Source organism: Bacillus sp. 491mf, assembly GCF_900112415.1.
Classification (GTDB): Bacteria; Bacillota; Bacilli; order Bacillales; family Bacillaceae_G; genus Bacillus_A.
In genome coordinates this window covers 104,747-118,758 of the sequence record NZ_FOLV01000010.1, presented here as the reverse complement: position 1 = coordinate 118,758, position 14,012 = coordinate 104,747, and the positions used below count along the sequence as shown (strand labels likewise).

15 protein-coding genes and 2 pseudogenes are annotated in these 14,012 nt (G+C 33.8%); 9 read left to right on the top strand and 8 right to left on the bottom strand.

Features of this window, described 5'->3' with window-relative positions:
• Positions 1-110: 110 nt before the first annotated feature.
• Positions 111-659, bottom strand: a complete 549-nt coding sequence (locus BM211_RS12270; RefSeq protein WP_090997610.1) for an AAA-type ATPase lid domain-containing protein — start codon at positions 657-659, stop codon at positions 111-113.
• 128 nt (positions 660-787) lie between these two features.
• A pseudogene (locus tag BM211_RS12265) lies at positions 788-1,630 on the bottom strand (transposase); the annotation flags it as partial.
• A gap of 305 nt (positions 1,631-1,935) precedes the next feature.
• On the opposite strand from BM211_RS12265, the gene BM211_RS12260 reads away from it, so the two are divergent.
• The gene (locus BM211_RS12260) at positions 1,936-2,292 is read left to right on the top strand and encodes a hypothetical protein (protein ID WP_090997607.1); all 357 of its coding nucleotides are present in this window, start codon (positions 1,936-1,938) and stop codon (positions 2,290-2,292) included.
• A 448-nt stretch (positions 2,293-2,740) separates the two neighbouring features.
• Here the strand turns inward: BM211_RS12260 and BM211_RS25950 are convergent, their stop codons facing one another.
• Positions 2,741-2,923 carry a transposase gene (locus BM211_RS25950; RefSeq protein WP_177206929.1) on the bottom strand — a complete coding sequence of 61 codons (183 nt, stop codon included), beginning with the start codon at positions 2,921-2,923 and terminating at the stop codon, positions 2,741-2,743.
• On the opposite strand from BM211_RS25950, the pseudogene BM211_RS12255 reads away from it, so the two are divergent.
• The 5 genes and pseudogenes from BM211_RS12255 to BM211_RS12235 all read left to right on the top strand — a co-directional run.
• A pseudogene (locus tag BM211_RS12255) lies at positions 2,880-3,107 on the top strand (IS4 family transposase); the annotation flags it as partial. The gene BM211_RS25950 and the pseudogene BM211_RS12255 sit on opposite strands and share 44 nt — an antisense overlap.
• Before the next feature lie 42 nt (positions 3,108-3,149).
• Complete coding sequence (locus BM211_RS26465; protein ID WP_177206928.1) at positions 3,150-3,548, top strand: hypothetical protein; 399 nt, start codon at positions 3,150-3,152, stop codon at positions 3,546-3,548.
• A 278-nt stretch (positions 3,549-3,826) separates the two neighbouring features.
• The gene (locus tag BM211_RS12245) at positions 3,827-5,104 is read left to right on the top strand and encodes a DNA cytosine methyltransferase (RefSeq protein WP_090997604.1); all 1,278 of its coding nucleotides are present in this window, start codon (positions 3,827-3,829) and stop codon (positions 5,102-5,104) included.
• A gap of 91 nt (positions 5,105-5,195) precedes the next feature.
• A complete protein-coding gene (locus tag BM211_RS12240) occupies positions 5,196-6,887 on the top strand; it encodes an McrB family protein (protein WP_090997601.1) in 1,692 nt (563 codons plus the stop codon).
• Positions 6,880-8,130 (top strand): LlaJI family restriction endonuclease, encoded by a 1,251-nt coding sequence (locus BM211_RS12235; protein WP_090997598.1) that lies wholly within the window; start codon positions 6,880-6,882, stop codon positions 8,128-8,130. Before BM211_RS12240 ends, BM211_RS12235 begins: the two co-directional genes overlap by 8 nt.
• A 332-nt stretch (positions 8,131-8,462) precedes the next feature.
• On the opposite strand, the gene BM211_RS12230 is transcribed toward BM211_RS12235, so the two are convergent.
• Entirely contained in the window at positions 8,463-8,810 is a 348-nt protein-coding gene (locus tag BM211_RS12230) for a YolD-like family protein (RefSeq protein ID WP_090997595.1), read from the bottom strand.
• Complete coding sequence (locus BM211_RS12225) at positions 8,807-10,072, bottom strand: Y-family DNA polymerase (protein ID WP_090997689.1); 1,266 nt, start codon at positions 10,070-10,072, stop codon at positions 8,807-8,809. Before BM211_RS12225 ends, BM211_RS12230 begins: the two co-directional genes overlap by 4 nt.
• Before the next feature lie 281 nt (positions 10,073-10,353).
• Between BM211_RS12225 and BM211_RS12220 the strand changes: the two genes are divergently transcribed.
• On the top strand, positions 10,354-10,818 hold the full coding sequence (locus BM211_RS12220; RefSeq protein ID WP_090997592.1) for a DUF2691 family protein: 465 nt from the start codon (positions 10,354-10,356) through the stop codon (positions 10,816-10,818).
• 97 nt (positions 10,819-10,915) lie between these two features.
• On the opposite strand, the gene BM211_RS12215 is transcribed toward BM211_RS12220, so the two are convergent.
• Genes BM211_RS12215 through BM211_RS12205 form a run of 3 tightly spaced genes read right to left on the bottom strand, consistent with a single transcriptional unit; the run spans position 10,916 to position 12,060 of the window.
• Entirely contained in the window at positions 10,916-11,392 is a 477-nt protein-coding gene (locus BM211_RS12215) for a small multi-drug export protein (protein ID WP_090997589.1), read from the bottom strand.
• Positions 11,393-11,419: 27 nt separating this feature from the next.
• A complete protein-coding gene (locus BM211_RS12210) occupies positions 11,420-11,854 on the bottom strand; it encodes a hypothetical protein (protein WP_090997586.1) in 435 nt (144 codons plus the stop codon).
• 2 nt (positions 11,855-11,856) lie between these two features.
• The gene (locus BM211_RS12205; protein WP_035432022.1) at positions 11,857-12,060 is read right to left on the bottom strand and encodes a helix-turn-helix transcriptional regulator; all 204 of its coding nucleotides are present in this window, start codon (positions 12,058-12,060) and stop codon (positions 11,857-11,859) included.
• Positions 12,061-12,471: 411 nt separating this feature from the next.
• Here BM211_RS12205 and BM211_RS12195 point away from each other — a divergent pair, with 411 nt between their 5' ends.
• Positions 12,472-13,278, top strand: coding sequence for a YwqG family protein (locus tag BM211_RS12195; protein WP_090997580.1), 807 nt, complete (start codon positions 12,472-12,474; stop codon positions 13,276-13,278).
• A gap of 98 nt (positions 13,279-13,376) precedes the next feature.
• Positions 13,377-13,874 carry a hypothetical protein gene (locus tag BM211_RS12190; RefSeq protein WP_035432026.1) on the top strand — a complete coding sequence of 166 codons (498 nt, stop codon included), beginning with the start codon at positions 13,377-13,379 and terminating at the stop codon, positions 13,872-13,874.
• Positions 13,875-14,012: the final 138 nt, after the last annotated feature.

The window sequence follows — 14,012 nt, the reverse complement described above, 5'->3', positions numbered from 1 at the left end:
CATGACGATTTCTAGTTTTTCGCAATTTCTCCACTTGAGCTTTCACTAGGAACCAATTCTATAAGGGGTTAGTTTCGTTTATGATAACTTTATCCACTTTCAACACTGTTCTAAAATATTGTTTTTTCTTTAAAGGAGTTTTCAAAAATACGAGCTTCTGTTATTTGATATTGTTTTATCTTTTGATATAGAGTTGAGCGACTGATTCCGAGCAACTCCGCGGCTTTTGTTTTATTTCCATTCACTTTAGTTAATGCAGCAAGTATGATATTGCGGTCAGTTTTGTTCATTTGATCTTGTCGATTCTTTACTCCCACTTCTTGTTGATCTAATGCAAATTCTTCTTTTTTAGTGAGGGTTTCAAAAAAACTTGGTGGCAGATGAACAGATTCGATATATTTTACCTGACAAAAGTGGAAAGCTCGTTCCATCACATTTTCAAGCTGGTGAATGTTTCCTGGCCATTGATGAAGCTGGAATAATTGGAGGACTTCTGGTGAGACCCCAAAAATTGCTTTGTTTGTTTTCTTTTTGGTTTTATCGATAAAGTGTTGACATAGGACAGGGATGTCATCAATTCGCTCACGCAATGAAGGAATATGCAGGTGTATCACATTTATCCGGTATAATAAATCTTCTCTGAATTTATCCTCTTTCACAAGCTGCTCTAAATCTTTATTTGTAGCAGTGATAATCCGTACATCAACGAGGCCACTGAAAAACTTAAGTTTTTCATCTCATAAAACATATGTAAAACAAGAAAGGCGGCTTTCTTTCTATATTTTTGTTACTTTTTTTCTTTTAATAGGGTCATAATTCGTTTTAAATTAACAGTGAATATAGCCATCGCTCCTTGCATTTGCATACCAATAAGACCCGAGGAAGAAGCCACATCGTACCCGTGTCTGTGCTTTAGTTCACTATTTTTCGCTTCAATTTTATAACGCTCTTTCACTTTTTCTTTGAAGTGGTCACTTTCTTGAAATACCTGTTGTTCCTTATGTTCTGTCGATTTTATGCTGACAGAATACGTCTTACTTTTTGCACCTTCTTTATAGCACCCATCTTTAAATGGGCATACTTTGCATTTTTTGATATCAAAGTAGTAAGTGTGCTTTTGATTATTGTTTATTCCCTTTTTACCAGTACGTGATTTACGGATATCCATATGTCTAGCTTTGCACACGTACATGCCAGCATCCTTGTTAAACTCAAATTCATCTTCTTTTTGACGTTTACCCTGTGTAATATTTGGATTTAATTTTGATACTAATTGCAATTTATGTCCGTTCGCATATTGAATATTCCCTTTTTTCGAATAAGCAGTATCTCCAATGACCGTATCAATTTCCATTCCTGTTTCACGACTTTTTTCCACTAATGTTTGAAGGTATTTGCCATCACTTTTCTCACCTGTTGTAATCACCGCAGCTGTAATAATGCGTTCTTCATTCATCGCAATATGTGTTTTATATCCAAAGAAAGAGGAGTCAACTGTTTTATGTCCAATTCGTGCATCAGTATCCTCTGAAAATTGAAAGTGTTCTTGATGATCTTCTACAATCTCTTTCAGATAGTTGAGCTTTTCTTTCACATTTGGATTTTCACGGATCATCTCTTCTTTCTTTAAAGGATGCAATTTTAGAAACGTATTTCTCGCATCGAGAGCGGTTGCTTGGATATTCGGATCATTCGGTGTTGGAGTTACTAGATGAGGATAACAATTAAAAAATTTCTAAGCGGGGATAATAACAAACAACAACATTCGTTCTTGTTTGAGGATTAATTTTGTTTATTTTTCCATTGACAATGCATAAAAGGAAAATTTAATTATTGTTAATGTGGAATTTATACTATATTTACATTTCGTTAACCTTGAAGTGCTAAAATTTTACATGTAATAGAGGGGGAAATTTTAGTAAAGGGGAGAAGAAAATGAAGCAGTTGGCGGAGTGTAAAGTATCTGTATCAGAGGGAAAGAAGTTAATACGGCATATTGCAGAAGTGAAACGTGGTTATAATACATATTATTTTGAGATTAATAAAGAAATTGATTACATTTCGGTATATTTTATCGATGAGGCAAAGCGTAGGTTTTCAATCGCTAGTGTCAAAGAAATACTAACGTTGATACCTAACGAGATAGAACGGAAGCGGTATCGGAATATCATAGGTGATGCGAGTTGGTTATTGCTAGATGGAACACATGATTTTCGTAGTATGACGAAAGAAGAGCAAGCAGCGTTTCTTTATTTGAAAGAAAACGTATTAAATGACATGGAAATAGAGTAAGAGAAGGTAAGTATATAAGCGTAAAGTGAAACTACCTGCAAGGGCGGTTTTATTTCTATAAATAATAGGGAATATAGATTATTCTGCCATATTTTTGTCCTAAAAGTGCCGTTTCATTCATTTAGTGCCATACATAAGAGATCCCATTGATATTCAATGGGGTCTCTTATGTATGACGCCGACTTGGTTCGAACCAGCGACTTCTACCCTGTAAATGTTTGGAAGTTAGGATCATGTGTATATCAATTATTTTTATTACGTTTTTAACGAAAAACCACTTCACATGAATTACTTACTAATTTTATTATAAAAGGGTCATTTACTGTTGGAAAGTGGCTAAAATTTCAATGTCATTTATTATATACGTATTTTTAATGTTTTAATTATTATGTGAGACTATCAAACGTTAACTACGTAATTAAATGTATTAGATTTTAATTCTTATATTTTAAATAAAGTGCCATCGATCATACACTTGTAGAATAGAAGGATTCGCATCTGAAATTCTTTGACGAAAACTTGTAAATCTATCACGACTCACTACTTGGACATGAGGATGTTGTTTCAACCATTCCGTTACAGTTTCAGGTGAACGATTGGAATGCCATTTGTATGGGCAGCTGATTGCCATTCTATTCTGTTCCTCTATTATGTTTCAAATACGGAAGCTACTTCTCATGAAGAAGAAACAAGAGTTGAGTGAATATAAAGCTGTATATATGATTAAAGACTATTTTTCTCTTCTGTTTCGATCCATAAAAAAAGACACCCAAGAATTATCAAAGATTTTCCTTCGTCTGTTCAACCTCCTACAGTGAAACGAACGAAAATCGCATCGATACGAGCGTGATGAGACGTTGTATGAGGAAAGCTACTTATATGTATCGGAAATCAATCAACGATTTAAAAATCCATTGCCAGAAAGTGAATTAAAAACGCAAATATTAAACAAAGAAAAGTTATATCGTTTCAAGACTGAAACACGCAATGCATGGTTTGATATTACGTTAGAAGAACAAATTCAATTAAAAGTAAAAACAACAGAAGCTAAAAATGAGAAGTCTAAACGTCAGATGCGAGCGAAACGTAAGAAGGGTGGGGCGGTGAATCATACAAATACACGAGAGATGATTCAAGAATTGTTATTGAGCAATCCTGAGCTTTCTGACAAAGGAATTGCAAGGAGGGTCAAGGGGAATTTTAGGAAAGGAAGTCCAACAACAGTAGGAAAAATACGAAAAGAAATGCAAACGTGATATGGGTGTTCATTTTCGTTACTTATGTATTATTTTTATATGACTTGTCTGTTTGGAATTGGGTATCCAATTCCTTTTTTATTTAGGGTTAGGAGAACTCTTTTTTTGGTAGTTTTTGTTATTCTTTTTCTTCTTTTTGTTGAGTTTTCTATATTTATTATCTTGCATAAAATTTTCTTAATGTTCTGAATCATATCTGGGTCTGGTAAAAATGGACTTTTTATAATAAAATCAAATTCAGAGAATATAAGTTCGTATAAGAAAGGGAAACGAAAAAAATGATAAGATTAGCTACTGTTTTTAGTGGGATAGGTGCTATTGAGCATGCTTTACAAAGACTAGAACTTCCTCATAATATTGTTTTTGCTTGTGATAATGGTGATATTGAGGTGGAACAAAGTGAGGAAGAAATTAAAGCACATTTATCTACTTTAAGAACTGCCAAGGAAAAAAAGAAATATATTGACGGTTTATATGGAATGAGTAGAAAAACTAATTTTGTAGAGAAAAGTTATTTTTCCAACTACAGTATTTCTCCTGATGATTTTTATAGGGATGTAAGGTTTTTAGATGGAACTGTTTATCAGAATCAAGTGGATTTATTTGTTGGAGGTAGTCCGTGTCAATCGTTTTCAATGGTTGGGAAACGTGGGGGGTTTGAAGATACTAGAGGAACTCTATTTTATGAATTTGCTCGTTTGGTAAAAGAGATACAGCCTAGAGTTTTTATTTATGAAAATGTTAAAGGTGTTATGAGTCATGATAATGGAAATACTTGGACTATCATGCAAAATGTTTTCAGTGAATTGGGTTATAAGTGGGATTATGCTATTTTAAATGCTAAAAATTATGGTATTCCTCAGAATCGTGAACGTCTTTTTGTGGTAGGTTTTAAAAAGCAAGATGTTCAATTTGATTTTCCAAAATCTATTCCGTTGGAAAAAACGATGCAAGATTTTCTTTTAGAAAATACTGCGGAAAAATATTATTTAGGAAAAAAAGGAATTGAATTTGTAACTAGTCCTAAAAATATTCAAAAACAGTACACTCAAATAAATGGTGAGATTGGTCTCTGTCAAAAAGCCAATCAACAATTTAATTGGCATGGGGATTTTGTATTCGAAGAAGTAAGAGAGCAGTCTTTAAATAATGAAGAGCTTATTGAAGAAAAATATTATTTATCAGAAAAACTTGTGGATTATGTTTTAGCTAGTGGAACTAAGAATTTTTATAGTAAACCTAAAATTGATTTAGAAGTGGCTCGTCCGTTGTTAGCAACCATGACAAAGATGCATCGAGCAGGCGTTGATAATTATGTTACAACAAAAGGGAGAATAAGAAAGCTAACACCTAGAGAGTGCTTACGGTTGATGGGATTTTGTGATAGTTTCAAAATTGCTGTGTCTGATACGCAAATGTATAGACAAGCAGGTAATTCTATTGTGGTTGACGTATTGATTGCAATTATGAAACAAATTTTAAGAGCAGAAGATATTACAAAGCCTGCACCGTATGAACAAATTTCGATTGATGATTTTTTAGTAGTTAATGACTAGATAGTTTAGCCTAATAGAATTACACTTAAAGGAGAAGCATGTTAAATGCTTTTCCTTTTTATTATTTTTAGATTAATTTGGAGGGTTTAAAATGTCATTAATAGATCATTGGACGGTTCCTATAACTTCAAGTAATGTTCATGGAAGCGTAAAAAAAAGGGGACTGACTGGAAATGGAGAAATTACTATTTATTTTGGTCAGGGAGACGAAGCAGAAGAAAGATTTAGAAATTTTTTTAACGTAGTACCAGGAGTAGATGAAAGGGGAAGAGCCACTTATACTTTTTCAGACCAAGATGTTTTTTATTTTTCTAAACAAGGATTAATTAATTATCTTTATTCTGTTCAATTTGAATATAATTATCAAATTATGGGTCAATACAATGAAGTTTCATTCCTTTCATGGAAAGAAAAATTAGAGACTATTAAAAATGAACAGCAAGAAGAAGTAATCTTTCCTCCAAGATGTGTAATAAATCCAACCAATACACAAGGAAGAAGATTGTATCTAAAATCTTCAGCCGGCAGAACAGGTAGTTTTATAAGGATTATGAGGATACCTTTAGCAGAAATTACTGAGGTAACAGTTAATAAATATGAAGAAAATTCTAGTGTCTATCGGTTTGAATTTATTTTCAAACTAAAAATGGATTTAGATATTGAAAATCCAAAAAATAATGCTGGAGATACTGATGCTACTTTCAATGATTCACTTAGTGAAATTGGAATAGGACAAAACTTAATTGTTTACGGGGCTCCTGGAACAGGAAAGAGTCATTATCTAAATGGAGAATTTCCTGAAAATAGACGAAGAGTTACTTTTCATCCAGAATATACTTACCAAGATTTTGTTGGAAATTATAAACCAGTTCCTGTTTATAGACAAGGTGGTACAGGACAAATTAATGACAATAATGGTGAACGATTTTCTAAAGGAGAGCCACTAATTGATTATAGATTTGTTCCCGGACCTTTTACATTAGCATTGTCGGAAGCTCTTCAACATGAAGATAAAATGTACACTTTAATTATAGAAGAGCTAAATCGAGCGAATGCTCCAGCTGTGTTTGGCGATTTATTTCAATTGCTAGACAGAGAAGATGATGGAAATAGTACATATTCTGTTACCAATGTTGAAATTGCTAATTATTTAAGGAGTATTGAAGGCATTCAAAAGGACCAAAATGACAATGAAATTAGCATACCGTTTAACTTAAATATTGTAGCTACGATGAATAGTGCAGATCAAGGCGTATTTGTTATGGATTCTGCTTTTAAAAGACGATGGAATTTTGAATACCGACCAATAGATATTCAGAATGCTGGGCATAAAAATGAATTGATACCTTACGGTCGACAATATGTTAAATGGGGAGAATTTATTGGTAAAATAAACGAAACATTGTCAGATAACAATATTAGAATAAACGAGGATAAACATGTTGGTCCATATTTTATAAAGCCAGCAGATTTAGAAGATAAATCAGATGAGCAAAAACAAGAAATTATAGCATCAAAGCTCTTAATTTATTTGTGGGATGATGTTGTAAGACACAAAAGAACTTATTTCTTTGAAAATCCAACTACTTTTTCTGATTTAGTGGTTCGTTATAAAGATGGCGAACTTGTTTTTAAGTGTGAATTTCTAATGGTTTTAGAACAAGAAGAGAATAATGATCCTAACAATAGCGATATCTCTAGTGACACAGATGATAGATTAACGATGGAAAACGATTCACCTGAAGAATTATCGACCGGGATAGATAATAGTAACGATGAATAAAGATAACCATATCTTCCCGTTTGTGGAGCTAAAAGAATATTCGTTTTTGGATACAAAAAAAATAGTTCCTGACCAGTTATTTATTGATGGGTTATGTTCTCGTAAACAAGATAAATTAGTATTTGAATTTTCAGGGGTAGTTATAGAAAAAGATAATGTCATCGTTGTTTTCCCAAAAGGGTACGATGTTCCAAGTGATTTTGATGTACTAAAAAAACATACTATCAATCTATTGGCTACGTTAATTCGATATAAACAAGAAAATGATATTGATCAGTATGAAAACAACCTACTAGGTGGTACAGGAGACAATAATAGTATTGCAGCGGCTTTTTGGATTTTAAAGGATTATATATTGAATGGATTAATAAACATTCAAAAGGAATCGTATATTTTTAATGGTCAAGGACGTATTAATTGGGGCCGTACAACTAAACAGCTTAATCCAGTCGTAACTAATGGACAAGCAGTTTACTTAGATTATGTTACTAAAAAAAGAAATACTGACTTCAATAATTTGATTTATAGAATTCATCAATATGCTGTTTATCAGTCTTTAAACCTTTATGGTTGGTTATTTAGTGGGATAGATTTCGATGAGGAAAATGTAGATTTAATTATTGATAAGGATACAGCCATTTACTATCTTCAAAAAGAACTACAACAAACTTTTGTAGACCGTGAAATTCACCTTTACAATAATTTAATTGAATTTCTTAAAGGAAGTATTGATGAAAAAAATCGTGATAAAGTAATTACTTTCTTAACACCCCATTTTCATACGGTTTGGGAAAAAATATGTGACTTTGTATTTAACGGTACAAAGAAAAATGAAGTTGTAATACCTAGACCTTTTTGGAATATAGACGGTCAAATAAAATATACAAAACAAGTCCCTGATACTATGTTTATTTCAAATCAAACATTATTTATTTTAGATGCAAAGTATTATCGTATTAAAGAAAAATTACCTGGTTGGGGAGACTTAGTTAAACAATTTTTTTATGCAAAGACAATTGATATTACTGATATTAGAAACATATTAATTTTCCCTGGTACTAATTGTGATGGTGATTTGATTAAATTTTTAGGTTTTGCAGAGATAGAAAATAAACAATTCGAGTTTGGGAGAATTAATGGATATGTTGTTGATGTTCATAAAGCTATGGAAAATTACTCTAGCTACAATAGAGGTTATTTTCAACAACATTTAATTATTTTAGATAATAATCAGGATGATTAAATAGTCCGTGACTATTTTGGATGTCCATTTTCGTTACTTATGTATTATTTTTATATGACTTGTCTGTCTAGAGAAGAGCGTTGCTCTTCTTTTTTTTAATGGATTTATTGATTTCTACAGCTATTCTGCTAGGTTGTGTGGTGAACTGCACCCAAATTGATAGAACGGTTATTTCGTTAAACGGGTTCTTAGGTATGAGTTCAATACCGCATCGAACTCATACTTTTTAATTTTACTATTATAGAGAAGCCCTCAACATTTTTTCTATAATAGTAAAACTAATTGATCGATATCTCGAACGATGAGTATACACACTTAAAACAGCTATTATTCTAATCCACCCCCACAACATCACCAAACCAAAGCCGCAAACTAACCCCAAACAAATCCCGAAAAAACACCATCCCCGTCTGCCCTGCAATCGCCTTTACAACAACTGTCTCATGCAAAATCTGCCCGTCCTGGTAATAAGAAATCATAATTGTTTTCTGCAATTTCATTGATTCAAGCAGCGCTCTCTCGATTTCTTCCTTCATATCTTGTGTAACAATAGGACGTGGTAGTTTCGTTTGATCTTCAATGAGTTGTTTTATACCGAGGAATTGCTCTGGCATACTCGCAAATGGCCGCCACTTTACCATTCCTCGGCCTTTTATTTTTGGTGCTCCTATATTGTTCATGATTTGTGTCCTCCGATCAGTGTGTTTCGATATCTTCCAGTCGCGTTAGGGGAGTAGGATACTCCGCGTAGGATACTGTTTTTGCCGAAGCGTGTTCTGATTTCATCCATTGTTTTGGCAAGGATGATTTCTCTTTCTCTTGCATATATGTCATCGAAGAGGCTGATTTGTTCTTCGCCTTCGTTTACTAAATTTGTTAGTCCGATACTGACTGTGCGAATCGGTTCGCCTGTATGTAGTTGTTTTAAGAGTCTTAAGCAAACTCGATAAATATCTAATGTTAGGTTTGTCGGACGTTCTAATGTACATGATTTTTTGAATCCTCCAGGAGAGTCCTTGCTATAACCGATAGAAAATTGGATAGTCCGCGCTAGTTTGTGTTTGCTGCGCAGTCTGTAGCAAACTTCTTCTGTATGTTCTAATAGAATGGGCTGAACTTCATGTAGTTCATAATCACGTAAAAGGATTTGGCTTTTACAAATAGAAGTCTCATGCGGTACATATTTTTCAGAAATACGACTAAAGTCAATGCCGTTGCTATGTAAGTGGAGTTCCTCGCCGATTACTCCAAAGCTTTCTTTTAAATAACGTAACGGATAGTGTGCCAGATCGCCGATAGTGGCAATCCCTTTTCTGTTTAATTTCGCTTCCGTTCTGTGAGAGATACCCCAGAATTTACTTAGCGGGCGTATTGGCCATAGTTTTTCCGGGACATCGTTATAAACCCAATAAGCAATTCCGTTTTTCGTTTTCTTAGCTTCTATGTCCAAAGCGACTTTACTCATTAATAAGTTCGGTCCAATGCCGATCGTACTGTGGATGCGGGTATGTTTGTATATCTCCCTTTTGAAATTCAGCGCAAATTCATACGGATGATCCGCAAACAAGTGGAGACTTGCGGTTACATCCATGAAAAACTCGTCAATCGAATATTGGTGAAAATCCTCTATAGCGACGTATTGTAATGCTAATTTTGTTATGTAATTTGAACATTTTATATATGTTTCCATAATTGGATTAACAATAAGTATGTCTGGTCGCCTTGGGATTTCGTACAATCTGCTCATCTTTTTTACTCCTAAGTCTTTTAGCGGCGGAGTGGCAGCTAGCACAATTGAGCCTTGCCTATTCACATCGCCAACAACGGCGAGTTTCGTATGCAATGGGTCGAGTCCCATTTTGACGCAAGACACACTGGCGTAAAAACTTTGTAAGTCTACGCATAAGATGTATCGGTTTGGTAATAGAGAATAGTCATACAGAGTAATCACTCCTATATCGGAACATTTGTTCTTATTATATACGAACTTATGTTCTTTTAGAAGTGTTAATTTTATTTGTTTTCCGTTTGATGGTGCATAAAGAGTAGAATGAATCATCGTTAATAGGAAATATATTGCCAAATGGTTGTGTAGTAGAGTTTGAGTTAGAGGCAAAACAGCCGTTAGATGAACTGATGAAAATAAGAATGCCATGAAAAGAAAAATTGCTGCATAGCTATCAAGCTGTTTCGTTTTATAATAATCTTGAGGGGGGCAATGTTATGAGGAGAGGAATTCGTTTTGAAATTCCAAACGAATATGGAAGTTTGCTTGGAGAAGTGCTAAAGCCAATCGACATTACTGTTTTTAGTTGGCGAATTGGCGATGGTGAGTCATATATAGTAGAAAATGACCAATTAGGTAAAGAACTTTTCTCAGAAGATAGAGATATTATTGACGGGGCTGAACTCAAAAATTTATTAGAAGGTAATAAATATTATATGATTTTCGCTGATTTACAAGCATATTTAAAAGGTGAATTCTCTGATATTGATACTTATGAAGAGTTTATTATAAGCAAGTGTCACCTAGTTCTGTTAGTGGTTGATTGTAGCTATGTCACGATATATTGCAAAAATAAGAAGGACCTTGAATTATTATATGACAATGCAAGGGATTGTGGGTTTGAGAATGTTGAGTATATAACTGATGAAAATGATACAAGAACAAGGCTATCTGTTTGGTAATGTAAAAAGACCTTTGATTATTTAAAGGTCTTTAAAATCAACAATATTATTTTTAGGTAGTGAACGATTTTAGATTATATAAGATCATGATGTTATTCTAAATGATATTTAAAAAGCTAAATCCATACATCGAAGCAACTGCAAAAATGACTGTCCATACTGCTAGACTGACCGTCATCCAACTTATGACGTGTGTCCGGGAAGACCCGAATGTTAAAGCCAATACGGCCGCAATATCGGTCCCTACAAGAATTGGCGCGAGTAAGGCCAAACCTGGAATACCATATCGTTCCCATATTCTTCTTGACCTTGTTTCTTTTTTCGAAGGTGCTGTTATACCTTTTTTTAACCTTCTTGCAGCTTGCCATCTGGCAAACTGTTTAAAGAAAAAGCCTAGTAGTAGAACTAAAATAAGATTTCCTGCAAATGCTGTTACTCCTACTGCAAATGGGTGTAACCCCCATGCGATACCAAGTGGTACAACAATTGATACATCCATCCATGGGGCAAAGGCTAATAGAAATAACACGACATATTGCCATAATGCACCCGCATTTTGAGCCCACTCCAACATATTGTTTCATCCCCTTTTTTCTTTAGATTAAATACGATTTAAAATAAGAATAGTAGTTAACCAATAGACAATGTATTGACCTGCACCTAGTACACCAATGCACAGTAATGGAACAAAATTATGTTGAGAAAAGAGGAAGCAAATTCCTGCCGTTACTGGAAGTGCAATGCTATAGTAAATATATACATTTCGGCAAGCCTTATAGGTTACCCACTGCTGCCCCTCATCTATTTCACGAAATTCGGATGGTATAAAGCCAAATAATCTAATCTTATCATCAGGATTCTTTCTGTTATAAAACTCTGTAAGAATAAACCATAAAAAAGTAACCGTCGCTAAAATCCCAAAACATAATCTAGCTAAAACGACCTGTGTACTCATAAGGGAAAATAGTAAAAATGCAATAATCAACACAAATATACTCGCCCCTATAAGCGGAGATCTTAAAACCTGTTTCACCATAATCATTCCTTTCCTTTTAAATAAAAAACATCTTCTACGGTAACTTGAAACGCAGCAGCTATTTTTAATGCCATAGTGACAGATGGGGAATAATCACCTTTTTCAATTAACCCGATTGTCTGTCTTGTCACGCCAATTGCATCGGCTAAGTCCTGCTGAGTCCATTTAAATCGTGCCCGTAATTCTCTTACTCTGTTTTCCAGCATTTTGATTTTCCTTCCTTTATTTTCTATTACCATTATTGTAAAAGATTGGTTGTAGAATGTAAACAATCATTTGCATTTTGTAATGAATAATTGCTAAATAAAACATAAATAACACCATCTATAACTAAAATGGCGTTGTTTAAGTTATATGATACCTAACGAGATAGAACGGAAGCGATATCGGAATATCATAGTTCTTTCTGTTTTTGATTGTTACATATTTTTTGTAAAAAAAGGGGCTTAGCCAAATCATAATATCTACAGTAGCCTGAAAAAAATCACCTTCACGTTTTACATAAAATTTTAATTTGTAAGCACAAGCAATGCTAACCATGTAACTACCTCGTAGGAAATATATGTATATAGTGTTTTTTTTATGTTAACATTTAAATAAAAACAGGGGGATTCTAAATGAAAGATATAGAGTTATATATTCCTGAGCAATTAGAAAACTACAAAGAAGATATTTTAAAATCATTAAAACCAACACTAAAAATGACAGGTAAAGTAGGGACTACAGAGTTATGGGAGAGCAAAATTGGTGGATACCCTTATTTGCTAATCGATGAGGAACTCCCTAAAAACAAACAAGGGGAGACATTGCGTTTGCTGGCACAAATCAATTTTGAAGATGTGCCGCATATCGATAACATGCCGACAAAGGGCATCTTGCAATTCTTTGTAGATACTACAGATGATTTAGTTGGGGCGGATTTCGATAATCCTACATCACAAGAAGGGTTTAGAGTTATATATCGTCAAGATATTATAAAAGACAAAAGTAAATTGGTTACTGAGTTTAATTATGATATCGGGGAGCATGATGAGGAGTTCATTTCTCCTTTGGAAGCGAAACTTGTATTTGAAGAAGGATTACAGCAAGTTACAACTAGTGATTACCGATTCGGCAACGAGTTCCTTGTGGGATTTGAGGGAGAAAAAGAGGTACAAGACGGTGATCAAACGATTGAGTTATGGGACTTATACATTGATCATATGGATCATATCGGACATAGAATTGGCGGGTATCCGTTCTTTACACAGTATGACCCACGAGAAGAGGGTACCAAATATGATACGCTGCTTTTACAGATCGATACAGATGATGATTTAGGAATTATGTGGGGAGATTCAGGTGTTGCAAACTTTTTTATTAATAGAGATGACTTAGCTCGGTTAGATTTTTCAGATGTGTTATACACTTGGGATTGCTGCTGAGGATGTTTGACGAGATCGTGCCTATTTTTAATACTTAATTTTGGTATTACTAGATAAAAAATATATTGAAAATTCAATTAGAATATGGAGTGAGTAGTTTGTTTACAATAGAAAATTACACAAGTTCTTTAAAAAAGGGTCTTGAAGAACATTCCGATGATCTGATTCGGAATATAAAAGAGACAATTCAATTTAATTATTATAAGGGGATAGATTTATTAGACTTTACTGCTTTTGTTCAAGGATTTGGAATGTCCATTGTCATGTTTTCCATGGATGGAGGAGCAAGTGAGGTCTTTTATGAAGGAAGTGATAGCAGCATTTTTTCAGGTAGTCACGATTTGATAGATGATGTAGAATATTACGAATTCCCTGATGACAAATCAGATGAATTTTGGGAGTTTTATGATCAAGATGATGGGGAATTATCTAAAATTGAGACAGAAGCTATTGTGGAATGGTTTGCTACGTGTTGGAATAAAGCAGGTGGCCCAAGCGTTAAAATGCCTGCCTACTTTAGTTTTCATGATTATGATCCATGCTTTGATTTACATAACAGTAAATGGATTACGGATGGAGACAAATGGTTCGATTAAACGATAGAACTTGATAGGGTTTTGTAGTATGTTCTTTACATGAAGTGGGTATAATTCTATCAATTTAAGATTTTGGTTGTATTCAATGATCTTTTTTGAGTTAACATAACTTCACCTATCAACAGTCAAAGTATGTAG